The sequence below is a fragment of the Achromobacter sp. MUI-25009338 genome, from assembly GCF_057359325.1.
Map to the genome: position 1 here is coordinate 4,230,729 of NZ_CM170627.1, position 24,491 is coordinate 4,255,219.

Annotated in this window: 18 protein-coding genes and 3 tRNA genes; 5 read left to right on the forward strand and 16 right to left on the reverse strand. The window is 67.1% G+C overall.

Translation table 11 applies throughout. From position 1 onward, the window contains the following. Positions 1–39 precede the first annotated feature (39 nt). Positions 40–2,757 carry a DNA polymerase I gene (polA, locus tag AC1IQ6_RS20110; RefSeq protein WP_111826998.1) on the reverse strand — a complete coding sequence of 906 codons (2,718 nt, stop codon included), beginning with the start codon at positions 2,755–2,757 and terminating at the stop codon, positions 40–42. Between polA and AC1IQ6_RS20115 the strand changes: the two genes are divergently transcribed. Continuing rightward, positions 2,756–3,448 (forward strand): LOG family protein, encoded by a 693-nt coding sequence (locus AC1IQ6_RS20115; protein ID WP_479730264.1) that lies wholly within the window; start codon positions 2,756–2,758, stop codon positions 3,446–3,448. The genes polA and AC1IQ6_RS20115 overlap by 2 nt on opposite strands. 33 nt (positions 3,449–3,481) lie before the next feature. On the opposite strand, the gene AC1IQ6_RS20120 is transcribed toward AC1IQ6_RS20115, so the two are convergent. After that, complete coding sequence (locus tag AC1IQ6_RS20120; RefSeq protein ID WP_485865210.1) at positions 3,482–4,906, reverse strand: M20 family metallopeptidase; 1,425 nt, start codon at positions 4,904–4,906, stop codon at positions 3,482–3,484. A gap of 39 nt (positions 4,907–4,945) precedes the next feature. Continuing rightward, on the reverse strand, positions 4,946–5,929 hold the full coding sequence (locus AC1IQ6_RS20125) for a Bug family tripartite tricarboxylate transporter substrate binding protein (protein WP_485865211.1): 984 nt from the start codon (positions 5,927–5,929) through the stop codon (positions 4,946–4,948). A 119-nt stretch (positions 5,930–6,048) separates the two neighbouring features. Here AC1IQ6_RS20125 and AC1IQ6_RS20130 point away from each other — a divergent pair, with 119 nt between their 5' ends. Beyond that, positions 6,049–6,990, forward strand: a complete 942-nt coding sequence (locus AC1IQ6_RS20130) for a LysR substrate-binding domain-containing protein (protein ID WP_209165586.1) — start codon at positions 6,049–6,051, stop codon at positions 6,988–6,990. 153 nt (positions 6,991–7,143) lie between these two features. After that, complete coding sequence (gene cynR / locus AC1IQ6_RS20135; RefSeq protein ID WP_485865212.1) at positions 7,144–8,061, forward strand: transcriptional regulator CynR; 918 nt, start codon at positions 7,144–7,146, stop codon at positions 8,059–8,061. A 69-nt stretch (positions 8,062–8,130) separates the two neighbouring features. Here the strand turns inward: cynR and typA are convergent, their stop codons facing one another. The 8 genes from typA to scpB form a co-directional block, all read right to left on the reverse strand. Beyond that, positions 8,131–9,954 (reverse strand): translational GTPase TypA, encoded by a 1,824-nt coding sequence (gene typA, locus AC1IQ6_RS20140; protein ID WP_102774815.1) that lies wholly within the window; start codon positions 9,952–9,954, stop codon positions 8,131–8,133. Next, complete coding sequence (gene truB / locus AC1IQ6_RS20145; protein WP_102774816.1) at positions 9,951–10,700, reverse strand: tRNA pseudouridine(55) synthase TruB; 750 nt, start codon at positions 10,698–10,700, stop codon at positions 9,951–9,953. Before truB ends, typA begins: the two co-directional genes overlap by 4 nt. Before the next feature lie 37 nt (positions 10,701–10,737). Then, a complete protein-coding gene (gene rbfA, locus AC1IQ6_RS20150; RefSeq protein WP_102774817.1) occupies positions 10,738–11,139 on the reverse strand; it encodes a 30S ribosome-binding factor RbfA in 402 nt (133 codons plus the stop codon). A gap of 24 nt (positions 11,140–11,163) precedes the next feature. After that, the gene (gene infB, locus AC1IQ6_RS20155; protein WP_111826992.1) at positions 11,164–14,202 is read right to left on the reverse strand and encodes a translation initiation factor IF-2; all 3,039 of its coding nucleotides are present in this window, start codon (positions 14,200–14,202) and stop codon (positions 11,164–11,166) included. A 96-nt stretch (positions 14,203–14,298) separates the two neighbouring features. Beyond that, on the reverse strand, positions 14,299–15,777 hold the full coding sequence (gene nusA, locus AC1IQ6_RS20160) for a transcription termination factor NusA (RefSeq protein WP_111826991.1): 1,479 nt from the start codon (positions 15,775–15,777) through the stop codon (positions 14,299–14,301). Next, a complete protein-coding gene (gene rimP, locus AC1IQ6_RS20165) occupies positions 15,774–16,277 on the reverse strand; it encodes a ribosome maturation factor RimP (protein WP_102774820.1) in 504 nt (167 codons plus the stop codon). Before rimP ends, nusA begins: the two co-directional genes overlap by 4 nt. A 407-nt stretch (positions 16,278–16,684) precedes the next feature. Then, entirely contained in the window at positions 16,685–18,457 is a 1,773-nt protein-coding gene (rluB, locus tag AC1IQ6_RS20170) for a 23S rRNA pseudouridine(2605) synthase RluB (RefSeq protein WP_485865213.1), read from the reverse strand. Positions 18,458–18,492: 35 nt separating this feature from the next. Beyond that, positions 18,493–19,623, reverse strand: a complete 1,131-nt coding sequence (scpB, locus tag AC1IQ6_RS20175) for an SMC-Scp complex subunit ScpB (protein WP_485865214.1) — start codon at positions 19,621–19,623, stop codon at positions 18,493–18,495. Between the two features lie 64 nt (positions 19,624–19,687). On the opposite strand from scpB, the gene AC1IQ6_RS20180 reads away from it, so the two are divergent. Further along, positions 19,688–19,764: transfer RNA gene (locus tag AC1IQ6_RS20180), tRNA-Met, on the forward strand. 555 nt (positions 19,765–20,319) lie between these two features. On the opposite strand, the gene AC1IQ6_RS20185 is transcribed toward AC1IQ6_RS20180, so the two are convergent. The 3 genes from AC1IQ6_RS20185 to AC1IQ6_RS20195 all read right to left on the reverse strand — a co-directional run bounded on the left by AC1IQ6_RS20185 (position 20,320) and on the right by AC1IQ6_RS20195 (position 22,452). Continuing rightward, a complete protein-coding gene (locus AC1IQ6_RS20185) occupies positions 20,320–21,225 on the reverse strand; it encodes a LysR family transcriptional regulator (RefSeq protein WP_102774823.1) in 906 nt (301 codons plus the stop codon). A gap of 76 nt (positions 21,226–21,301) precedes the next feature. Continuing rightward, positions 21,302–22,348, reverse strand: coding sequence for a CobW family GTP-binding protein (locus tag AC1IQ6_RS20190; protein WP_485865215.1), 1,047 nt, complete (start codon positions 22,346–22,348; stop codon positions 21,302–21,304). A 28-nt stretch (positions 22,349–22,376) separates the two neighbouring features. After that, positions 22,377–22,452: transfer RNA gene (locus AC1IQ6_RS20195), tRNA-Asn, on the reverse strand. Between the two features lie 162 nt (positions 22,453–22,614). Here AC1IQ6_RS20195 and AC1IQ6_RS20200 point away from each other — a divergent pair. Then, positions 22,615–22,690, forward strand: a tRNA-Thr gene (locus AC1IQ6_RS20200). Positions 22,691–22,772: 82 nt separating this feature from the next. Here the strand turns inward: AC1IQ6_RS20200 and AC1IQ6_RS20205 are convergent. Both AC1IQ6_RS20205 and AC1IQ6_RS20210 read right to left on the reverse strand, forming a co-directional pair. Continuing rightward, positions 22,773–23,708, reverse strand: coding sequence for an electron transfer flavoprotein subunit alpha/FixB family protein (locus tag AC1IQ6_RS20205; RefSeq protein WP_485865216.1), 936 nt, complete (start codon positions 23,706–23,708; stop codon positions 22,773–22,775). 2 nt (positions 23,709–23,710) lie between these two features. Beyond that, positions 23,711–24,460 (reverse strand): electron transfer flavoprotein subunit beta/FixA family protein, encoded by a 750-nt coding sequence (locus AC1IQ6_RS20210; protein ID WP_102774878.1) that lies wholly within the window; start codon positions 24,458–24,460, stop codon positions 23,711–23,713. Positions 24,461–24,491 lie beyond the last annotated feature (31 nt).

A 24,491-nucleotide genomic window follows, 5' to 3' on the forward strand; every position in this document is an offset into this window, starting at 1 on the left:
AAACGGGAAATGGGCTGGCCCATTGGGGCCAGCCCCGTCCTAGTGCGCCTGTTCCCAGTTCCTGCCGACGCCGACCTCGGCCACCAGCGGCACCCGCAGGCTGGCCACGTCGCACATCAGGCCGGGCAGCGTGCTGCGCACCAGCTCCAGCTCGGCGTCGGGCGCTTCCAGCACGAGTTCGTCGTGCACCTGCATGATCATGCGCGTCTGCAGCTTTTCGGCGTCCAGCCAGTCCTGCACCGCCACCATGGCCATCTTGATCAGGTCGGCCGCCGTGCCCTGCATGGGCGCGTTGATGGCCGCGCGTTCGGCGGCCTGGCGGCGCGGGCCGGAGCCGCCGCGGATCTCCGGCAGCTGCAGGCGGCGGCCGAAGACGGTTTCCACATAGCCCTGCTCGCGCGCGCGGCGGCGGGTGTCGTCCATGTACATGGCCACGCCGGGATAGCGGGCGAAGTAGCGGTCGATGTAGGCCTGCGCGGCGTCGCGCGTGATGCCCAGGTTGGACGCCAGGCCGAACACTCCCATGCCGTAGATCAGGCCGAAGTTGATGGCCTTGGCGGCGCGGCGCTGCTCCGAGGACACCTCGGCCAGCGGCACGCCGAACACCTCCGAGGCCGTGGCGCGGTGGATGTCCTCGCCCGCGGCGAAGGCGCGCTGCAGGTTGGCGTCGTCCGAGACGTGGGCCATGATGCGCAGCTCGATCTGCGAATAGTCGGCCGACAGCAGCATGCCCTGCTCGGCCACGAAGGCTTCGCGCACACGGCGGCCCGCCTCGGTGCGTACCGGGATGTTCTGCAGGTTGGGATCGGACGAGGCCAGCCGGCCGGTGATCACCGCGGCCTGCGAGTAGTGCGTATGCACCCGTCCGGTGTCCGGATTGATCATGCGCGGCAGCTTGTCGGTGTAGGTGGACTTCAGCTTGGACAGGCCGCGGTATTCCAGCAGCACCTGCGGCAGCGGATAGTCCTGCGCCAGCTTGCTCAGCACTTCCTCGTCGGTCGAAGGCGCGCCGCTGGCGGTCTTGCGCACCACCGGCAGCTCCATGCGGCCGAACAGGATCTCGCCCAGCTGCTTGGGGGAATTCAGGTTGAACGGCTGGCCCGCCAGTTCATAGGCCTTCTGCTCCAGCTGCAGCATTTCCTGGCCCAGCTTGTGGCTTTGCCGGCCGAGCTCGGCGGCGTCGACCTTGACGCCGTTGCGCTCGATCGTGGTCAGCACCGCCGACACCTGCATCTCCAGCCGGTAGATGCGCTCCAGGCCGGCATCGGCGGCCACCATCGGACGCAGCACCCGGTGCAGCTGCAAGGTGAAGTCGGCGTCCTCGGCGGCATAGTGGCCGGCCTTGTCGACCGCCACTTCGTCAAATCCGATCTGCTTGGCGCCCTTGCCGCACAGGTCTTCGTAGGACACGCCGCTGCGGCCCAGGTAGCGCTGGGCCAGATCGTTCAGGCCCACGCCGCGGTGCGACTCCAGCACATAGGCCTGCAGCATGGTGTCTTCGGCCACGCCGCCCAGGCGGATGCCTTCGTTGGCGAACACGTGCGTGTCGTACTTGGCGTGATGCAGCAGCTTGGCGCGCGATGCGTCCTCCAGCCACGGCTTCAGGCGCGCCAGCACCTCGTCCTTGGGCAGCTGGGCCGCGCCGTCCGGGCCGCGGTGCGCCACCGGGATGTAGCAGGCCACGCCGGGCGCCACCGACAGCGACAGGCCCACCAGGCGGGCCTGCATTTCGTCCAGCGAGGTGGTCTCGGTGTCCAGCGCGACCAGCTGCGCGCCGTCCATCAGCGTCATCCAGTCGTCGAAGGCGGCCCAATCGGAAATGATGCGGTAATCCAGCTCGGTGGGCGCGGCCGGCGCGTCGTGGGCGATGCGCGCATCGCCCGTGGGCACGCGCTCGGCGTCGCCGGTCAGCTCGCGCAGCCAGGTGCGGAAACCGTAGCGTTCGTAGAGTTCGGTCAGGGCCTCGATATCGCGCGGGCGCGGCGTCAGGTCGTCGATGTGGTCGACGTGGCCGGCCAGGTCGCAGTCGTACTTCACGGTCAGCAGCTGGCGCGTGAGCGGAAAGCGCGGAATCGCGTCGCGCAGGTTATTGCCCGCCACGCCCTTGATGCCTTCGGCGCCTGCTATCAGCTTTTCGATGGAGCCGAATTCCGTAATCCATTTGGCTGCCGTCTTCGGGCCGACCTTGGTCACGCCCGGGACGTTGTCGACGGTATCGCCCACCAGCATCAGGTAATCGACGATGCGGTCCGGCGGCACGCCGAACTTGTTCAGCACGCCGGCCTCGTCCAGGGTTTCGCCGCTCATGGTGTTGACCAGCGTGACATGGCTGTTGACCAGTTGCGCCAGGTCCTTGTCGCCGGTGGACACGATGGTGTGCACGTCGAGTTCGGCGGCGCGCCTGGCCAGGGTGCCGATCACATCGTCGGCTTCCACCCCTTCGATGGCCAGCACCGGCCAGCCCAGCGCGCGCACGGCGCGGTGGATGGGCTCGATCTGCGCGGCCAGGTCTTCGGGCATGGGCGGGCGGTGCGACTTGTATTCCGGGTAGATGTCATCCCGGAACGTCTTACCCCGGGCGTCGAAAATACATGCGGCATACTCTGCCTTATGATCAGATACCAGTTTGCGCAGCATATTCACCACGCCGTAGAGCGCACCCGTAGGTTCGCCTTGCGCATTGCGCAAATCAGGCATAGCGTGGAAAGCGCGGTACAAGTAACTTGAACCGTCGACCAGTAATAAGGTTTTTTTCATGGTTACAAAGGCAGATATGGCAATCGCTGCGGAAACACCCGCCAACAAACAAATTCCGCTGATTATGTCAGAGATACGGACGGCGGCAGACAAGCTCGCGCACATCGGGCCCGCCGTCAGCGTCTTCGGCAGTGCTCGGGTCAGCCGCAATTCCCCTCACTATGAGACCACCGTCGCGATCGCGGCCGCTCTGGCCGACGCAGGTTTCGCAGTCATCGCCGGCGGCGGTCCCGGCATCATGGAGGCAGCCAACAAGGGCGCATTCGAAGCCGGCGGCACCAGCATCGGGCTGAACATCAGCCTGCCGCACGAAGCGCACAACAACGAATACCAGACCATCAGCCTGTCGTTCGAGTATTTTTTCTCGCGCAAGGCCACGTTTTTCATGCACAGCTTCGCCTACGTGGCGATGCCCGGCGGTTTCGGCACGCTGGACGAGCTCTTCGAAGCGCTGACGCTCATCCAGACGGGCAAAGTGCCGCCCGCTCCCATCGTCCTGGTGGGCAGCGAATACTGGTCCGGCCTGGTGGAATGGCTGGGCGACCAGGTGCTGGGCAATGGCATGATAGGCGCACACGACCTGGATCTCTTCATCATCGAAGACGATCCCGTCAAGGTCGTGCGCAAGGTGGTGGAATTCCACGCCAAGGTCAATTCCGACGCGCAATACGCGCCGTCCCTGCCCGCCTGATCCCACACCGGGCAGGCGCGGCGTGGGGAGTTCTTATCCTCGCATGAACGAGGGCAGCACGTCGGCCGGGATCGGGCAGACATAAGGCTGCCCGCGCCGCGCCTGCAGCAGTTCCTCCCTGGCGCGCGCCAGCACCTCGGGCTGGACATACAGATCGGCGGCGGTCGCCGCGATGATCTTGGCGGCGTGCACCATGCCCTTGTGCGCCATGGACATCTTGCCCTGGGCCACCATCTGCCACGAATGGAACGGCGTGCCGTAGGCATAGCAGGCGCCCCAGCATTGCGCGGTCGGGGCGACCCAGCTCACGTCGCCCACGTCGGTCGAGCCGTAGGTGAGTTCGGTCTTGTCCGGATCGTACGGCGCCACGCCGGCAAAGAGCGGCGTGGGATTGCGCAGCACCGCGCCCAGGTTCTTGCCGGCGTTGTCGATATCGTCTTCGGAGATCGCGTCCCACATGCGGCGCGCGGCCTGCTGTTCGCCCTCGGTATAGGCCGGCCCCTGCAAGGCTTGCATATTGGCGTACATGATGCGGTTGAGCACGCTGTTGGGGATGTAGTTCGAACAGGCCTTGTCGAATACGATTTCCAGCTCGCAGCCCGTCATCAGCGCGGCGCCGCGCGCCACGTTCTGCACGCGCTCGTACAGTTCCGCCGCCTGCGAGTTGATGGGCGCGCGCACCAGGTAAAGCACTTCGGCGCGGGCCTGCACCACGTTGGGCGAAATGCCGCCGCTGTTGGTCACGGCGTAATGCACGCGCGCGTCCGGCACCATGTGCTCGCGCAGATAGTTCACGCCCACGTTCATCAGTTCCACCGCGTCCAGCGCGCTGCGACCCAGGTGCGGCGAGTTCGCCGCATGCGCCGCGATGCCGCGGAAGCGGAAATAGGCCTGGATGTTGGCCAGAGACGACTGGTGGAAGATGCCGGTATGCGAGGCCGGATGCCAGGTCAGCGCCGCGTCCAGGTCGTCGAACAGGCCGGCGCGCGCCATGAAGGTCTTGCCCGAGCCGCCCTCTTCCGCGGGACAGCCGTAGAAGCGGATGGTGCCGGGCAGCCCGTTGGCTTCCAGGAACTCTTTGACCGCCACCGCCGCGAAGTGCGCGGCCGTGCCCAGCAGATGGTGGCCGCAGCCGTGGCCGTTGCCGTTGGGCGTTTCCGGCGAGGGCTGGCAGGCGTAGGCGCCGCTTTCCTGGCTCAGGCCGGACAGCGCGTCGTACTCGCCCAGGATGCCGATCACCGGGCCGCCGCTGCCGGCCTCGGCCACGAACGCGGTCGGAATGCCGGCGGCGTCGCGCGTGACGCGAAACCCCGCCTGCTCCAGCATGGCGATATGCAGTTCGGCCGACTTGTGCTCGTCGTAGCGCAGTTCGGCCAGGCTCCAGATGCGGTCGCTCAGCTCCGCGTAGCGCTCGCTGCGCGCGTCGATGAACGGCACGAGTTTGTCGATGGCACCCATAGTGTCTCCAGTGGCGGAATGGCCTGTGAACCGGTCACGTCACTCGTCGAGCTTGATCCCGGCAGTTTCGATGATTTTCCGGTTGGCGGCCAGCGTGCCCGCGATGCGCTCGGCGAACGCCTGCGGGCTGCCGGTGTCGGGCTGCGCGCCCAGCGTGGCCAGGCGCTGCACCAGCCCCGGGTCGGCCAGCGCCCGCGCCACCGCCTGGTTCAGTTGCTGCACCACGGCGTCCGGCGTCCCGGCCGGCGCAACCAGTCCGAACCAGGTCTGGCCCAGCGCATTGAGCTGCGGATAGCCCAGCTCCTGCATGGTCGGCAGCTCCGGCATGCCGGCCAGCCGCGCGGGCGCCGACACGGCGATGGCGCGCAGCTTGCCGGCCTTGATGAGCGATTGCGCCGAGGCGTACTGGTCCTGCTGCACCTGCACCTCGCCGCCCACCGCGGCGGTCAGCGCCGGCCCCATGCCGCGGTACGGCACGTGCAGCACCTCCACTTTCAGGCTGGCGTTCATGGCCGCCAGGTTCAGGTGCCCCAGCGAGCCCACGCCCGGCGAACCGTAGGAATACTTGCCCGGGTTGGCGCGCAGCTCGGCCAGGAACTGCGCAAAGTCCCGGGCCGGGAAGGACGGGTTCACCATCCACACGACCGGCACCGTCGCCACCTGCGCCACCGGCTTCAACTGGGTCGCCGGGTCCACGCGCCTGGTGCCGTACAGCAAGGGATTGACGGCCATGGTGCTGACCGTGGCCATGCCCAGCGTATAGCCGTCGGGCTCGGCCCGCGCCACTGCCTCGGTGCCGAGCAGCCCGCCGGCGCCCGCGCGGTTTTCCACTACCACGCTCTGGCCCAGCTCCTTGCGCATGCCCTCGGCCACCGCGCGCGCCAGCACGTCGGTGGACCCGCCGGGCGCGAACGGCACGATCAGGCGCACGGGCTGGGACGGATATGCGCCTTGCGCGGCCGCGCAGGCGGAAGCGCCGACGGCGGCGGCGCAGACGAGGGCATGCAGCAAGCGGAACTTCATGGACCAGCCACTCCTGACGGAAGCGATGAACGGAATCGCTGCATTGTGGCCAGGGCATATCCTTATTTCAAATACATTAATGCCTGGATATATTCGAATTTTGAATACCTGGAATGCCCATGGACGTCGCGCCCGCCACCCTGCTGTCGCGCCTGCTGGCCAAGGGCCGGCTGCGCCACCTGCAGCTGCTGGCCAACATCGCCGACCTCGGCAGCATCCAGCAGGCGGCCAGCCAGATCGGCCTGAGCCAGCCCGCCGCCACCCACGCGCTGGCCGACATCGAAACGCTGCTGGGAGTGCGGCTGTTCGAGCGCCATGCGCGCGGCATGCGCACCACCCGCAGCGGCCAGCTCATGGCCGAATGCGCCCGCGCCATGCTGACCACGCTGCGCGCCACCACCGACTCGGTCGCCGCGCTGCGCCAGGGCGCCACCGGCAGCCTGCGCCTGGGCGCCATCCCGGCGGCCAGCGGCGGCCTGCTGGCCGAGCGCCTGCCCGCCTACATGCAGGCGCATCCCGGCCTGCAGGTGGAGGTGCTGGAAGGCAGCCGCGAGCAGCTGCTGCCGCAGGCGGCCGGCGGCAGCCTGGACATGCTGCTGTGCCGGCGCCCGGAAGCGGTGCCGGCCGGCCTGGAATTCGTGCCGCTGCAGCAGGACGCGGCCCTGATCGTGGCCGCGGCCGGCCATCCCCTGCTCGCCGCCGGCGCCGCGCCCACGCTGGCCCAGGTGGCCGCCCAGTGCTGGATCGAGCCGCGCCCCGAGCTGGCCATCCACGCCGTGTTCCGCGCGTTCTTCGAGCGCGCCGGCGTGGTGCCCCGGGTCTGCCGGCTGGCCAGCGCCGCGCCGCCCATGCCGCTGCTGATCGCCATCATGCAGGCCCAGCAGGCCCTGGCGATGGTGCCGCAGACACTGGCCAGCTGGTACCTGCAGCACGGGCATTTCGAACGGGTGCGGATCGAGGCGGCGGGCTCGTTCCAGCCCATCGGCGCCATCGTCCGCGGCGATGGCCCGGGCCGGGAGTTCCTGGACTGGCTGCTGGCGGCCGGACCGGCGCGGTCATAACGTCCTGCCGTGGACGACGCCGGGCAAGATTAGGACGCGCTCCAATGCGCGCGCGATGCTTTGTTTAGTACCTTGCCTTCGACAGGATCGAACAATGGCGACACTGCCATCGACGGCCATTTCGGATTTCGCCCGGCCGGCAAAGGAGTTCCCATGGAAATGCGCCAGCTCCGGTACTTTCTCAGCGTGGCCGAGACAGAACATCTGACCCGTTCGGCGGATGCGCTGCACGTCACGCAATCCACGCTGTCGCACGGGCTGCGCCAGCTGGAGGACGAGCTGGGCATGCCGCTGTTCGACCGCATCGGCCGCGGACTGCGGCTGTCGCAGGCCGGCCGCGTGCTGCGCGGCCACGCCAGCCGGGCGCTGCAGGAAGTCGAGGCCGGGAAAATGGCGCTGGCGGACATGGCCGGCCTGCAATCGGGCTCGCTGACCCTGGGCGTCATCCCTACCTTCCTGACCCATTTCGTGCCCGACGCGGTGGCCGAATTCAGCCTGGCCTTTCCCCGGGTCCAGGTGCACGTGCGCGACCTGCGCGCCGGCCCCATCGAAGACCTGCTGATCGCCGGAAGGCTGGATTTCGGCATTTCCTTCCATCCGCCGGCGCGCGGGGAAATCGAGGCCCAGCCCCTGTTCGAGGAACGCCTGCACGTGGTGGTGGGCGAGCAGCACCCGCTGGCCGCGCGGCGCCATCTGCGCGTGCGCGACCTGGCCGGCGTGCCGCTGGCGCTCTTGCCGCGCAGCTTCGCCACCCGCCGGATGATAGACGCGGCCTGCGCCGCGGCCAGGCTGAGGCCGGCCGTGCGGGTCGAAATGGAATCGGTGGACGCGCTGATCCACCTGTGCCGGCCTGGCGAACTGGCCACCATCGCCGCCGAGCACGCGGCCCGGCAGGCCGCCGGCGCGCCGGGGTCCGGCCTGGCGAGCATCGCGCTGACAGACCCCGCCACCGTCCGGCGCGCCGCCATCCTGTGGCGCAAGGACGCCTCGCGCAGCCGCGCAGCCCAGGAATTCGCCGCCAGGCTGCTGGACGCGGTCAAGGCGCGCTCGTTGGATCCCGGCCCCCGCTGAAAAAAAAACGCGCGCCCGAAGGCGCGCGGCTTGGTCCTGCATGCAAGGGTTTCAAGCCCCCGCCGCGCTTTACATCGCGGCTTCGCGGGCGGCGCGCTTGCGCTCGTTTTCCAGCAGGTGGCGCTTGCGCAGGCGGATCGACTTGGGGGTGATTTCCACCAGCTCGTCGTCGTCGATGAATTCCACGGCGTATTCCAGCGACATCTGGATCGGCGGAACCAGGCGCACGGCTTCGTCGGTGCCCGAGGCGCGCACGTTGGTCAGCTGCTTGCCCTTGATCGGGTTCACGACCAGGTCGTTGTCGCGGCTGTGGATGCCGATGATCATGCCTTCGTACAGCGCTTCGCCGGGGCTGACGAACATGCGGCCGCGGTCCTGCAGCTTCCACAGGGCGTAGGCCACGGCGTCGCCGTTGTCCTGGCTGATCAGCACGCCGTTGCGGCGCTCGCCGATGGAGCCTTCCTTGACGGGCGCGTATTCATGGAAGATGTGGCTCATCAGGCCGGTGCCGCGCGTCAGCGTCAGGAACTCGTTCTGGAAGCCGATCAGGCCGCGGGCCGGGATCAGGTATTCCAGGCGGGTGCGGCCACGGCCGTCCGGCTGCATGTCCTGCAGGTCGCCCTTGCGGCGGCCCAGCTCTTCCATCACGCCGCCCTGGTGGGCGTCTTCGACGTCGATGGTCAGCGATTCGAACGGCTCGCACTTCACGCCGTCGATTTCCTTGAACACCACGCGCGGACGCGACACGGCCAGCTCGTAGCCTTCGCGGCGCATCGTTTCCAGCAGGATGGTCAGGTGCAGTTCGCCGCGGCCCGACACTTCGAACACGGTGTCGTCGCCCGTGTCGCGCACGCGCAGCGCCACGTTGGACTTCAGTTCGCGGTCCAGGCGGTCGCGCAGCTGGCGGCTGGTGACGAACTTGCCTTCGCGGCCGGCCAGCGGCGAGGTGTTGACCATGAAGTTCATGGTCAGCGTGGGCTCGTCGATGCGCAGCATGGGCAGCGCTTCCTGCGTGACCGGGTCGGTCACGGTGCAGCCGATGCCCAGGTCTTCGATGCCGTTGATCAGCACGATGTCGCCGGCTTCGGCTTCATCGACCACGATGCGCTCCAGGCCGTGGAACTTCAGCACCTGGTTGATGCGGCCGCGGCCGCCCTGGCCGTCGGGGCCGAACTTGTAGGCCACTTCCATGCCGGGACGCATGCGGCCGCGGTTGATGCGGCCCACGCCGATCTTGCCGACGTAGCTGTTGTAGTCCAGCGAGATGATCTGCATCTGCAGCGGGCCGTTGGGGTCGTCGTCGCGCTGCGGCACGTGTTCGAGAATGGCTTCGAACAGCGGGCGCATGTCGCCTTCGCGCACGTCGGGCTCCAGGCCGGCGTAGCCCGACAGGCCGGAGGCGTACACCACCGGGAAGTCGAGCTGCTCGTCGGTGGCGCCCAGCTTGTCGAACAGGTCGAAAGTGGCGTTGATGACGTAGTCGGTGCGCGCGCCCGGGCGGTCCACCTTGTTGACCACGACGATGGGCTTCAGGCCCAGGGCCAGCGCCTTGCGGGTCACGAAGATGGTCTGGGGCATCGGGCCTTCGACCGCGTCGACCAGCAGCAGCACGCCGTCGACCATGGACAGCACGCGCTCGACTTCGCCGCCGAAGTCCGCGTGTCCCGGGGTGTCGATGATGTTGATGTGCGTGCCCTGGTATTCGACGGCACAGTTCTTGGCCAGAATGGTGATGCCGCGTTCCTTTTCCAGGTCGTTCGAGTCCATGACCCGTTCGGTCAGCGCCTGGTTTTCGCGGAAGGTGCCGGATTGGCGCAGCAGCTGGTCGACCAGCGTGGTTTTACCGTGGTCGACGTGGGCGATGATGGCGACGTTGCGCAAGGCGCGAGTCATAGCGAGTCCTTTATGGTGGTGGCGGGCAGCAAGCCCGCCGGCAATTCGTTCAGTGCAAGCAATGCCTGCTTGGGATCTGGCATGGCCTGCAAGGCTTCCAGCGCGACGGCGCGTTCCAGCGAAAACGGCCCGACGTGCGTGCGCCGCAACGCCGTCAGGTGGGCATAACAGCCCAGCACGCGCCCGATGTCCTGGGCCAGCGTCCGGATGTATGTGCCTTTACTGCAAGCCACATCGATTTCTGCCTGCGTCCCGTTCAGGGACAGCAGCTCGATGCGGTAAATCGTGACCTGGCGCGGCGGGCGCTCCAGTTCGATGCCGGCGCGCGCGTACTCGTACAGCGGCTTGCCGTCGCGCTTGAGCGCCGAATACATGGGCGGAATCTGCTCGATCGTGCCCGAGAAACGTGACAGCGCTGCGCGCAGCGCCGCCTCGTCCACCGCGTAGCCCGGTTCGGCCGTGGCCACCACGTTGCCGGTCAGGTCGCCCGAGTCGGTTTCCGACCCAAATTGCAGCGTAGCGCGATATGCCTTGTCGGCGTCGAGCATGGCGCCGGAAATTTTTGTTGCCCGCCCCATGCAGCACACCAGCAGGCCGGTGGCGAAGGGGTCGAGGGTGCCGGTATGGCCGGCTTTCGCCGCGTCCATGGCACGTTTGGCCCGCTGCAGGGCGTGGTTGCTGGACAAACCCACGGGTTTGTCGAGCAACAGCACACCGTCGAGCGCAAGCCCGCGTCGTTTAGCCATCGTCGGAATCCGGTTTAAAGCAGTGACGACAGCCCGATCAGGACTGGTCTTCAGGTTCGTCGGGCACGCCCGAGTGCGGGCCGGGCCGGTTTGCGCGGTCGATCAGAATCGACATTTCGATGCCACGGGCAATCTGCTCGTCGTGGATGAAACGCAAAGTGGGGACAGTATGAATGTGCAGCAGCTTGTAAAGCTGGGAGTGCAGCCAGCCGGCCTTCTCGTTCAGCAAGGCGGTCGCGGCCTCGGGCTCGGCGCCCAGGACCGTGAAATACACCTTGGCATGCGCGTAGTCGGTCGACAGCTCCACGCCGGACAGCGTGATCAAGCCAGCGCGGGTCGTGTCGATCTCGCGCTGGATGATCCCGGCCAGATCCTTCTGGATCTGGTCGGCCAGCCGCAGATTGCGGCCGGGGATGGCTTTGGACTTGTGACGGCTCATTGGAAGCAATGCCTGGCGTGCGCTTTACAGCGTACGCGCGATTTCCTTGATTTCAAAGACTTCCAGCTGGTCGCCCACCTGGATGTCGTTGTTGCCGCGCAGCGTAAGGCCGCAGTCGAAGCCCGACTTGACTTCCTTGACGTCGTCCTTGAAGCGGCGCAGCGAATCGAGCTGGCCGGTCCAGTGGACCACGTTGTTGCGCAGCAGGCGGACCTGCGAATCGCGACGCACGATGCCGTCGAGCACCATGCAGCCGGCGATGTTGCCGATGCGCGAGATGCTGTAGACCTCGCGGATCTCGACCAGGCCGATGACCTCTTCTTTCTTCTCGGGCGCCAGCATGCCCGACATGGCCGCCTTCACCTCGTCCACGGCGTCGTAGATGATGTTGTAGTAGCGCACGTCGATGCCGTTGGTCTCGGCCAGCTTCTTGGCGCTGGCTTCGGCGCGGACGTTGAAGCCGATGACCACGGCGTTGGAGGCGATCGCCAGGTTGATGTCGCTTTCCGAGATGCCGCCCACGGCCGCGTGCACGACCTGTACGCGCACTTCGTCGGTCGACAGCTTGACCAGCGACTGCACCAACGCTTCCTGCGAACCCTGCACGTCGGTCTTGACGATGAGCGCCAGGGTCTGGGTGCCTTCGCCCAGGTTGTCGAACATGGACTCCAGCTTGGCGGCCTGCTGGCGTGCCAGCTTGACGTCGCGGAACTTGCCCTGGCGGAACAGCGCGATTTCGCGCGCCTTGCGCTCGTCGGCCAGCACCATCAGCTCGTCGCCGGCGGCCGGCACTTCGGTCAGGCCCTGGATCTCGACGGGGATGGACGGGCCGGCTTCCTGGATGGGCTTGCCGTTCTCGTCCAGCATGGCGCGCACGCGGCCGAAGCTCGCGCCGGCCAGCACCACGTCGCCGCGATGCAGGGTGCCGCTTTGCACCAGGATGGTGGCGACCGGGCCGCGGCCCTTGTCCAGGCGGGCTTCGATCACGATGCCCTTGGCGGGCGCGTCGACCGGAGCCTTCAGCTCCAGCACTTCGGCCTGCAGCAGCACGTTTTCGAGCAGGTCGTCGATGCCCTCCCCGGTCTTGGCCGACACGGACACGAACGGCACGTCGCCGCCGTATTCTTCCGGCACCACTTCCTCGGCGACCAGCTCCTGCTTGACGCGGTCGGGGTTGGCGGTGGGCTTGTCGATCTTGGTCATGGCCACGACCATCGGAACGCCGGCGGCCTTCGCGTGGTGGATGGCTTCGCGGGTCTGCGGCATCACGCCGTCGTCGGCCGCGCAGACCAGGATGACGATGTCGGTGGCCTTGGCGCCGCGCGCACGCATGGCGGTGAACGCCTCGTGACCCGGGGTGTCCAGGAACGTGACCATGCCGCGCTCGGTCTGGACGTGGTAGGCGCCGATGTGCTGCGTAATGCCGCCGGCTTCGCCCGCGGCGACCTTGGCGCGGCGGATGTAGTCCAGCAGCGAGGTCTTGCCGTGGTCGACGTGGCCCATGACGGTCACGACCGGGGCGCGCGGCAGCATTTCCGCTTCGGTGCCGGCGGCCGATTCGTCCAGGAACGCTTCCGGATCGTCCAGCTTGGCGGCGATGGCGACGTGGCCCAGTTCCTCGACCACGATCATGGCGGTTTCCTGGTCCAGCACCTGGTTGATGGTGACCATCTGGCCCAGCTTCATCAATTGCTTGATGACCTCGGCAGCCTTGACGGACATCTTGTGGGCCAGGTCGGCCACGCTGATGGTTTCCGGCACGTGGACTTCACGCGCGATGAATTCCTGCGGCGCCGGCTCGTTGCGGCGATCGTTCTGCTGGTTGCGGCCGCCACGGCCGCCGCCCTTGCCGCCCTTGCCGCCGGCGCGCCAGCCGTCGCGGCTGGCCGGCGCGGCCGCCTTGTCGGCAGGCTTCTTGCGCGAGGCGTCCTCGGACCAGGTCGAAGCGACTTCGGCCGTCTTGATGGTCTTCTTGTTGCCGGGCGCGGCGGGCTTGGCGTCCTTCTTGGCGCCGGGCGCGGCGCCGGGCTTGCCGGCCGGCTTGTGCAGCGTGCCCGAAATCGGCGCGGCGGCGGGCGCCTCCGGCTCGGGGGCGCGCAGCACCTTGCGCGGACGGTTCAGCATTTCGCGCAGGGCGGCGGCTTCGGCCTCGGCGGCGCGGCGGGCTTCGTCGCGGGCCGTCGAGGAAGCGGAAGCGGCCAGCGGCGGCGCGGCGCGGCGGTTGCCGGCCTTGGCGGCGGGCTGGGACGCGGCCGGCTGCGGCGCGGCGGCCTTGGCGGGTTCGGACTTCGCGGCAGGCTGGGCCTGGGCGGCAGGCATCGAGGCCTGGGAGGAAGATGGTTCGGACTTATTAGCTAGCACAACGGGTTCCGGCTTGGCTTCTTCAGCCTTGGGCTCGGTGGATTCAGTCTTGACTTCGGGCTTGGCCTCTTGGGCCACGGGCTCGGCAGGAGCAGGCGCCGGCGTCGGTTCGGGCTCAGGCTGGGCCGGGACTTCGGCGGGCTTCGCCTCGACGGGGGCGGGCGCTTCGGCCGCGACGGGTTCAACGGGCGCGGGCGCTTGTTCCGGCGCGGGCGCTTCTACGGCGGCGGGCTCTTCCGCCTTCTTGGCCGGGGCCTCGGCCTCGGCCTGCACGGGAGCCGCCTCGCGGGGCGCGGCCACGGCCGGCGCCTCGGGAGCCGCCGGCGCGGACACCTGCTGCGCCTCTTCGGCGGCGGTTTCCTCTTCGGCGCGTGCGGCAGCCGCCTGCTCCAGGGCGATTTCGGAGGGATCACGCTTGACGAACACGCGCTTCTTGCGCACTTCGACCTGGATCGTGCGCGACCGGCCGGTGGCGTCTGCCTGGCGGATCTCGGACGTCTGGCGTCGCGTCAGGGTGATCTTCTTGCCTTCGGTCGCGCCGTGGGCGCGGCGCAGCGATTCGAGCAATTTCGCCTTGTCGCTGTCGGTGACGGCATCGTCCACCGATTTGAGGTCAACGCCGGCCGAGCGCAGCTGTTCCAGCAGCACATTGGCAGGCATTTTCAGCTCGGTAGCGAACTGGGCGACGGTGTTACTCGACATTAGGCTCTCTCTTCCCTATATGCAGCTATTACAAACAACGTGAACTTGCGGCGGGGACGGATGGCGTCCATCCGCCGCAGACCCGTGTCCTTTTGGTTATTCTTCGTCGAACCAATGGGCGCGGGCACGCATGATGAGGTCGCTGGATTCCTGTTCGGACAGGCCGGAAATCTCCGCCAGTTCGTCCGTGGCCAGTTCAGCCAGATCGTCACGCGTATGCACTTGACGCTCGGCCAGCTTGGCGGCCAGTTCGGGCGTCATGCCTTCGAGTTCAAGCAAATCCTGCGCGGTCTCAAGGCGCTCTTCCTGGGCGATCGCCTCGGTCAGCAGCGCATTGCGGGCGCGGGCACGCAATTCATTGATGGTGTCTTCGTCAAACGCCTCGATCTCCAGCAGCTCCTGCAGCGGGACGTAGGCGATTTCCTCGATACCGGTGAAACCTTCGTCGATCAGGATGTCGGCCACCTCTTCGTCGACGTCCAGCTTGCTCATGAACGTGCTGCGCAGGCCCGAACGCTCGACTTCCTGGCGATTCAGGCTTTCTTCCGGCGTCATGATGTTGATCTGCCAGCCGGTCAGCTCGGAAGCCAGGCGGACGTTCTGGCCCTTGGCGCCGATGGCCTTGGGCAGGTTTTCCTCGTCCACCACGACGTCCATGGCGTGCTTGTCTTCGTCCACGACGATGGATTCGACGTTGGCCGGCGCCAGCGCGCCGATGACGAACTGCGCCGGATCTTCCGACCACAGCACGATGTCGACCTGCTCGCCGCCCAGCTCGTTGCGCACCGCGGTCACGCGCGAACCGCGCATGCCCACGCACGTACCGATCGGATCGATACGCTTATCGTATGCCACCACGGCGATCTTCGCACGCACGCCGGCGTCGCGGGCCGCGGCCTTGATCTCGAGCAGGCCCTGCTCGATCTCGGGCACTTCATTCTCGAACAGCTGGCGGATGAACTCCGGCGAGGTGCGCGACAGGATCACCTGCTGGCCGCGCGCGGCGTGGTCGACGCGCAACACAAAGGCGCGGACGCGGTCTGCCACGCGCAGGTTTTCCTTCGGGATCATCTCGGAGCGCGGCAGGCGCGCCTCGATCTTGCCGGTCTCGATGATGGCGTCGCCCTTGTCCATGCGCTTGATCGTGCCGGACACGATGGTCTCGCCGCGCTCCAGGAAGTCGTTCAGCACCTGTTCGCGCTCGGCGTCGCGGATCTTCTGCAGGATGGCCTGCTTGGCGGCCTGCGCGCCGATGCGGCCGAACTCGATGGGTTCGAGCGGCTCTTCGATGTATTCGCCTTCCTTGATGCCGGGGACGATTTCCTGCGCGTCCGACAGCATTTCCTGCTTGTCGGGTTCCTGCAGGCCCGCCTCGTCGGGCACGACCAGCCAGCGGCGGAAGCCTTCGTGATCGCCGGTTTCCCGATCGATGGCGACACGGATGTCCGCATCATCTTTGAAGCGCTTTTTCATTGCCGAGGCCAGCGCGCTTTCGAGCGCGCCGAACACGACGTCGCGCGTGACGTTCTTTTCACGCGCCAAGGCATCGACCAACAGAAGAATTTCGCGACTCATCGCTTTTTGCCCTTGAAATCCAGAACGGGATCCAGTTTTGCACGTTCGATATCTTCGACCGTGAAATTCAACACCTGGACTTCGTTCTTTTTTGCCTCAAATTCGAGACCGAACACGGTCTTTTGCACTCCAGCAGCCGCATCCGAGGCCGCGGCGTCTTCTTCGGGCACGGTCAACGTGCCGGAAAAGACCTTGCGTCCGTCCAATGCCTCGCGCAGCTTGATTTCGATGCGCTCGCCTGCGAACCGGCGGAAATCGGCCTCGTTGCGCAGCGGGCGGTCCACGCCCGGCGAACCGACTTCCAGCCGCTTGTAGTCGATGTTCTCGACTTCAAACACCCGCGACAGCTGGCGGGATACCTGCTCGCAGTCTTCGATGCGCACACCGCCGACCCGGTCGATCGTGACGCGCAAAAGGCCCAGGGCGGCACGCTCGACGTCCACGAGTTCGACGTCCATGCCGGCCAGAGCCTCTTTGGTCAATGCGAATAAATCAGCCATATACTCAAAAAAAATGGGCTGCACGCCCAGCCCACCGTATTGCACAGCGCCCAGCCGCTACCCTACTGCACGTAAGGAGCAATGCCGGGCGGTGCCCTATATTGCGACCTAATATTTGGCTTGGCGCCGGGCGCCCCGGACCCGTAATCGCTTTCTATGCTGCCGTTATTGCCGGCGCCGTTCAAGCGTGGTTGCAATAGTGTTTACAACACCGGGTTTGCAACACAGCACCGAACGCGTCCCGGCAAAACATCCAGGCAAAAGCAAAGACGCGAAGCCATGAAAACCATTGATTTTACCAGATAAACTGAAAAAACGCCTGATTCGTCACGGGCTTACGTCCAGACCCACGTTTATCTGGGACATATCTCACCCGGCGGCGTAGCCAGCGCGCCGGGTCGCGGCCATCAACGGCCCCGGTGGCTGCGCCCGCCCATCATGCCCAGGCGGGATTCGTGCGCCGAAGCGCCACGGGGTTGCCAGTCGTCGCCGCGCGGCGCGGCGTTGCGCGCCGCGCGCGGCTTGCCGCCAGCGCCCGGGCCCTTGTTGCCGCCGGAACGCGCGCCCTCGGTCTTGTTGCCGCCCCGGCCGCCGGCCGCCGGCTTGCCGCCGCGCGCAGCATTGCCGCCGCGCGCGCCTGCCGGCTTGCCGCCGCCCGGTTTGCCGGACTTGCGGCCGGCGCCGGCCGGCGCCTCGGCCACATTGCCGGCTGCGACGTTGCCCGGCTGGCCGCCGGCCGCCGCGGCGCGCACGCCACGGCCCTTGTTGCCGCCCGGCTTGCCGGACTTGGAACCCGGCTTGCCGCCGCCCTTGCCGCCCGCGGCCGCGCCGCGCCCGCCGCCGGACTTGCCGCCCTTGCGGTTGCCCGTGTCGCCGCCCAGCGGATGGCCGTTGGCGTAGCCGCCGGCGAACATCAGACCGGTGCCGAACGGATCGGACGGACAAGCCAGCGTCTGGCCGGCGCTGCCCTTGCCGCCGCCCTGCAGCTTGCCGCGGCGGCCGATGCGCGCGCCGTTCATGCCGTTGCGATCCATGGTGCCGAATCCCGGCGGCAAGGCGCTGTCGTGCGATTGCGGCTGCTTGGAGCGGCGGCGGTTGCCGCCCGCGTCGTCGTCCTCGCGCAACAGGCCCAGCTGGACCATCAGCGCGGTGACCAGCGAGGAATCCAGCTCGTCCCAGCGGCCGCGGCGCAGCGTGCGCGGCAGCACGATGTCGCCGAAGCGCGTGCGGATCAGGCGGCTGACGGTGACGCCCACCGCCTCGAACATGCGGCGCACTTCACGGTTGCGGCCTTCCTGCAGCGTGACGCGATACCAGCGGTTGCTGCCGTCGCCGCCCAGGTAGTCCAGCGAACCGAACGCGGCCAGGCCATCGTCGAGTTCGATGCCGTCGACCAGGGACTGGCGCTGCGCCTCGTCCATCTCGCCCAGCACGCGCACCGCGTACTCGCGCTCCGTGCCGTAGCGCGGATGCATGATGCGGTTGGCCATATCGCCGGAGGTCGTGAAGATCAGCAGGCCTTCGGTGTTCAGGTCCAGGCGGCCGACCGACAGCCACTTGCCGGTGCGCAGCTTGGGCAGGCGCGCGAAAACGCTGGCGCGCCCGCCCGGGTCGTCATGGCTGACGATCTCGCCGGCGGGCTTGTGGTAGAGAATGACGCGCGGCGGCTTCTTGGTGTTGGCGCGCACGATGGGCTTGCCGTTGACGCGCACCTGGTCGTTGGGGGCCACGCGCTGGCCGATGTGCGCCGGCTCGCCGTTGACCGACACGCGGCCGGCCACGATGAGTTCTTCCATTTCGCGGCGCGAGCCGATGCCCGCGTCCGCCAGCACCTTGTGCAGCTTGGGCATGACCGCTTCGCTGTTGAGGTACTTGCCGAGACGCTGCTCCATGCGGTCGGCCGTCTCCAGGTAGGCCAGCGCCTGCTCGGCTTCCTGCTCGGCGCCGCGGGAGTCCGCGGACTCGACCGGGGCGGCGGACTCGGCCGCTGCGGGCTGGGCTTCGCCGGCGGCGGCCGGCTCGGCCGACGCGTCGCCGCGGCGGCGGCGGAACGGCGTCCTCAGCTTGCGGCCGCGGCCGCGCGCGCCGGCTTCGCCCTCGGCCGCCGGCTCGCGCGCCGTGGCGGCTTCCGGCTGGCCGCCGGTAACGGCGTCATCTGAACGGGGATTGTCATCCTGCATTGTTGTATTCGTTGTCACTGGGACAGCTCCGAATTTCAAACTTGGGTAGGCCTGCCGGGGGCAGGCTCGTCATCATCTGGGGACACCGGCTCTTGGTCGGCCTCGGGCCGCCGGAGATCTGCCTCGTCCGATTCCGGCGAGGCGGCGTCCGGGCCAGGCCGAACAGGATCGGCAAGACCGGAAGCGGGCTCATGCCCGGCAGCGGCTGGCGCCGCGTGATCGGTCTCGTCAATCGGGTCGGTCGGTTCCGCGTGTTTTGCGTTCTCGACGCTTTCCTTTGCAGCACCGGCCTCAGGGGCGTCGGCGGCCATATCGGAAATGTCGCTGCCAGCCGCGCTCCCGGGAAAACCGGGCATGGCTGGCGTATCGGACAAGCCTTCGGCTTGCTCCCGGACGGTGGATTCGTCGGCGGGTTCCGCGCTTTCTTCTGTGCGCGAAAGCGGGAATTCTACGCTATCGACCGGCCCTATGGGTACATCCTGTTCCGAAACAGACAATTCCGCAACCGGGATAACCGCGGCGGCGTCGGCGGCGGCTTCGGAATCTTCTTGTTTTTCTTCCTGGGCGCCCTCTTCCGGGCCGCCCTCGCCCATCACCTGCTGCACTTCGCCCAGGTCCAGGCCGGCCAGCGCGGCTGCGGCCTGGGCCGATTCCAGCGCCGGCAGTTCGTCCAGCGCGCGCAGGCCGAGGTCGTCGAGAAACTGCCGCGTGGTGCCGAACAGCGCCGGGCGTCCGGGCGCGTCGCGATGGCCGATGACCTCGATCCATCCGCGGTCCTCCAGGGCCTTCACGATCTGGGAAGACACGGTCACGCCGCGTATGTCCTCGATGTCGCCCCGGGTCACCGGCTGGCGCCAGGCCACGATGGCCAGCGTTTCCATCACGGCGCGGGAGTACTTGGGCGGCTTCTCGGGATTGAGCCTTTCCAGGTAGCGCTGCATGCTGGGACGGCTCTGGAAGCGCCACCCGCTCGCCAGCTGCACCAGCTCCAGGCCGCCGTCGGCCCAGTTGTTCTGCAGTGTCTCCAGCAGCCCGCGCAACGCGCTGTTGTCGAATTGCTCATCGTCCCCGAACAGCTTGCGCATTTCGGACAGTTGCATGGGCTGCGCCGCGCACAAGAGCGCGGTTTCCAGCACGACTATTGCCTCGCTATCGTTCATCGACATTCAAATTCAAAAAGGCTCGAAACTTGCGCCAGGTTAAAAATAAGGCTATGATTCATCTCTCAGACGCGGGGTGGAGCAGTCTGGCAGCTCGTCGGGCTCATAACCCGAAGGTCGTAGGTTCAAATCCTGCCCCCGCAACCAATTGATCAAGGCCTGGCGCATTTGCCGGGCCTTTTTCTTTGGTTTTTCGGTATGGCCGGCTGCAGACAGCATGGGTTTGCGTAGTTTTCACTGGATTCCTGTATTTACGCCGCGTCCGCCACCGACCGCATGGGCAGACCAAACGATCGCGCCTGTCGGGCCTGGCAGAACGCCCGCCGCGGCTCTGCGCGGCAAACACTAAGCAATTTCTGGATAAGCCGGCATAAATCGCCGGCTGGGCTGCGGAAACACGACCACAAAGCACGCCGGCCACCCGGCGCCGCCATTTTCCGCGGCAATCGATATCAAGACCTGAATCGCCAGGCATCGAACTTCGCGGCGCGACGGCTGGACCGCCAGCTTCCGCAAGGCCGATATGCCCCCCTTTTTATGCGCCCGGAAATCCATTCCGTGGCGCTGCGGCACTTCCCCGAGCCGAGCTACGATTCTTAGATATTTTTCCAAGACCACATATATGGCGGCTTGCACTGCCCGCCGCACCAGGCGCCAGGGCGTTCAAGCCGTCGCCAAATTATACCGTCAACTCCCCTGCCCTCAAGCGGCCGGCTTGTCCCAAGGCGTGGATTCCAGCCGCTCGACCAGAAAATCCAGCATCGAGCGCAGAATCAAGGGCATCTGGCGGCGTGACGCGTAAATGCCGTAAATGCCCAGCTCTTGCGGTTTGCAATGGGTCAGAATGGCGCGCAGGCGGCCATCGGCCAGATATTCGGACGCATAGTAGGTCGGCAGCATGGCGATGCCCGCGCCTTCCAGCGCCGCCTGGGCCAGCACCGAGACCTCGTTGGCGCTGATATTGCCGCTGACCGGAACGTCCACCGGCTCGCCGTCGCGCTCGAAACGCCACAGGCTCTTGCCGAAATACGAATGGGTCAGGCAATTGCGCAGGGACAGGTCCTCGATGCGCGCCGGCACGCCCTCCTGCTGCAGGTATTGCGGCGAGGCGCAGACCACCGAACGGCACACCGCGAGCTTGCGGGCGATCAGGTTGGGGTCCAGGTCATTGGTGATCCGCACGGCCAGATCGACGCGCTCCTCCACCAGATTGACGGCGCGGTCGACCAGCATCAGGTCGACCGAGGCGCCCGGATGCCGCTTGACGTATTCGGTCACCGCGCTGGCCAGGTGGCGCGACCCGAAAGACATGCTGGTGGTCACGCGCAACAGGCCGCGCGGCGTATCGTCCGGAGTCGCGACCGCATGGTGCAGGTCGCCCACCATATCCAGCATCTGCCGGCAGCGCGGCAAGGTCTCGGCGCCCGCGGGCGTGAGGCTGAGGCGGCGCGTCGTGCGATGCAGCAGGCGCACGCCCACCCATTGCTCCATTTCCGCCAGATAGCGCGACACCATCGCGCGCGACATGTCCAGATGCACGGCCGCCGCCGACAGGCTGCCCCGGTCGGCGACTTCCACAAACACCTGCATGGCCTTCAGACGATCCATGATTGTCTCGGTTTCTGCATCAGACTTGACGGTTATACCGTACTCCGTCCGACACAAAAACCCGCGCCGGCCAGGTTCAGGCCGACGGCTGGCCCAGGGCCTGCGCCACGGCGTCGCGCAACTCGCCGCCATCCAGGCCGCGCGCGATACAGACCAGCCGCGAACGGCGGTCGTGGTCCGGCCACCCATCCAGCCGGCGCAGCGGATACAGCTCGCCATGCACCCCGTGCACTTCGCTGGGCGCAGGCTCCCCGTCGAAACAGACCAACCCCTTCAGGCGCAGGATGCCCTCGCCATAGCGCTCCTGGACCCGCGAGATCCCGGCAAGAAAAGCCGCGCGGGTCACCGGCGCCGACAGGATCAGCGCGACACTGGCGATCTGGCCATGCCCGCCCGCGACCGCCCCGGAGAACGGCCTCAACCAGTTCGCCAGCGCGACGCCGTCGCGCCCGGCATGCGCCAGCGGCCCATGCCGCAGCACCTCGGCCAGCGGCGCGTCGGGCCGCTGCACGCAGCGCTGCGCGCCCGGATTGACCGCCGCCACCGCCTGCTCGGTACGGCGCAGCTGCGCCGCGTCCGCCAGATCCGCCTTGCTCAGCACCACGGCGTCGGCCAGCGCGAGCTGGCGCGCGGCCTCCGGCTGCCCGGCCAGCTGTTGCGCGCCGTGCAGTGCGTCCACCAGCACGATGGCGCCCTGATAGGCATAGCGTTCCGCGAGAAACCTGTCGTGTTTGAGCGTGAAGAGTATGGGCGCCGGATCGGCCAGACCGCTGGTTTCGATCAGCACGCGGCGAAACGGCTTGATGCGCCGGCCCAGCGCCATCATGAACAGATCGCGCAAGGCGTCGACCACCGCGCCGCTGACCGCGCAGCACAGGCACCCGCCCTCGACCAGGACCACATTGTCGCGAGCCTGGCGCACCAGATGATGGTCCACGCCCACTTCACCGTATTCATTGACGATGACGACCGCGTCCGCAAAGGCCGGGTCGCGCAGCAGGCGATTGAGCAGCGTGGTCTTGCCGCTGCCGAGAAAGCCCGAAATCACCGTAACGCCGATGCGGCTGTCGCTGTTTTCCACACCGCCTCCACCAGGCTGGGGACCAAAAGCCAAAAGGGCCATTCACTTGCGTGAATGACCCTGAATTCCTTGGCTCCCCGAGCTGGGCTCGAACCAGCGACCTGCGGATTAACAGTCCGTCGCTCTACCGACTGAGCTATCGGGGAACTGCTAAGAAGAGAGATTATGACCGAAAATTCCGGCGTGTGCAAGTCGGCGCTTTTTTTGCCTTTTTCGCCCGCCCGGTTTCCCACCGGCCAGAATCTCTGATATTATCTCGGTCTTTCCAGATCCGGCCCTTTCAAGGGGCAGGCGCTGGAAGTGGTTTAGCCGGCATAGCTCAGTTGGTAGAGCAGCGCATTCGTAATGCGAAGGTCGTAGGTTCGACTCCTATTGCCGGCACCAGAATTCAAACGCCCGCCAGGTCCTCGACCCGGCGGGCGTTTTCATTTTGGCGCAATACGGCGCCAGCATATGACTTCGGCGGTCATGCGGCGATCGCGCCGGCCAGCTCGGGCACGACCTGGAACAGGTCGCCGACCAGGCCGTAATCGGCCACACCGAAAATCGGCGCTTCCGGGTCCTTGTTGATGGCCACGATGACCTTGGAGTCCTTCATGCCGGCCAGGTGCTGGATGGCGCCCGAGATGCCCACCGCCACGTACAGCTGCGGGGCCACGATCTTGCCGGTCTGGCCGACCTGCCAGTCGTTGGGCGCATAGCCGGCGTCGACCGCCGCGCGCGACGCGCCCAGCGCCGCGCCCAGCTTGTCGGCCAGCGGGTCCAGGATCTTGAAGTTCTCGGCGCTGCCCAGGCCGCGGCCGCCCGACACCACCACGCGCGCCCCGGCCAGTTCCGGACGGTCGCTCTTGGCCACTTCGCGGCCCACGAAGCTCGACAGGCCCGAATCGGCCACCGCCGCCACCTCTTCGATCGCGGCCGAACCGCCTTGCGCGGCGACGGCGTCAAAGCCGGTCGTGCGCACCGTAATCACCTTGACCGCGTCGCCCGACTGCACCGTGGCGATCGCGTTGCCCGCGTAGATCGGGCGCTGGAACGTATCGGCCGATTCCACGCCGATGATGTCGGAGATCTGCGCCACGTCCAGCTTGGCCGCCACGCGCGGAGCCACGTTCTTGCCCGAGGCCGTCGCCGGGAACAGGATGTGGCTGTAGCCCGAGGCCACCGCCAGCACCTGCGCGGCCAGGTTCTCGGCCAGCCCGTCGGCCAGCTGCGCGGCGTCGGCCAGCAGCACCTTGGACACGCCGGCGGCGGCAGCGGCCTGCTCGGCCACGGCGCGCGCGTTGGCGCCGGCCACCAGCACATGCACGTCGCCGCCGATCTTGGCGGCCGCGGCGATGGTGTTCAGGGTTGCGCCCTTCAGCTGGGCGTTATCGTGTTCTGCAATAACCAGCGTCGTCATGTTCAAACCACCTTCGCTTCGTTCTTGAGTTTGTCCACCAGGGCCGCAACGTCGGCCACCTTGATGCCGGCTTTGCGCGCGGGCGGCTCGCTGACCTTCAGCGTCTTCAACCGCGGCGCCGGGTCCACGCCCAGCTCTTCAGGCGTGACCGTGTCCAGCTGCTTCTTCTTGGCCTTCATGATGTTGGGCAGCGTCACGTAACGCGGCTCGTTCAGGCGCAGGTCCGTCGTGATGATGGCCGGCAGCTTCAGCGTCACCGTCTCCAGCCCGCCGTCGACTTCGCGCGTCACCGTCGCCTTGCCGTCGGCCAGCTCCACCTTGCTGGCGAACGTGGCCTGCGGCCAGTCCAGCAGCGCGGCCAGCATCTGGCCAGTCTGGTTGGCGTCGTCGTCGATGGCCTGCTTGCCCAGGATCACCAGCTGCGGCTGCTCCTTGTCGACCAGCGCGCGCAGCAGCTTGGCCACCGCCAGCGGCTGCAGCTCCGCGTCGGTCTGCACCAGCACGCCGCGGTCGGCGCCGATGGCCATGGCCGTGCGCAGCGTCTCCTGGCATTGCGCAACGCCGCAAGACACCGCCACCACCTCGGCCGCCGCGCCCTTTTCCTTCAGGCGCGTCGCTTCCTCGACGGCGATCTCATCGAACGGATTCATGGACATCTTCACGTTGGCGATGTCCACGCCGGTTTGATCAGACTTGACGCGCACCTTGACGTTGTAGTCAACCACGCGCTTGACAGGCACCAGCACTTTCATCGAACCACCTCCCATTACATAACCCCATCAC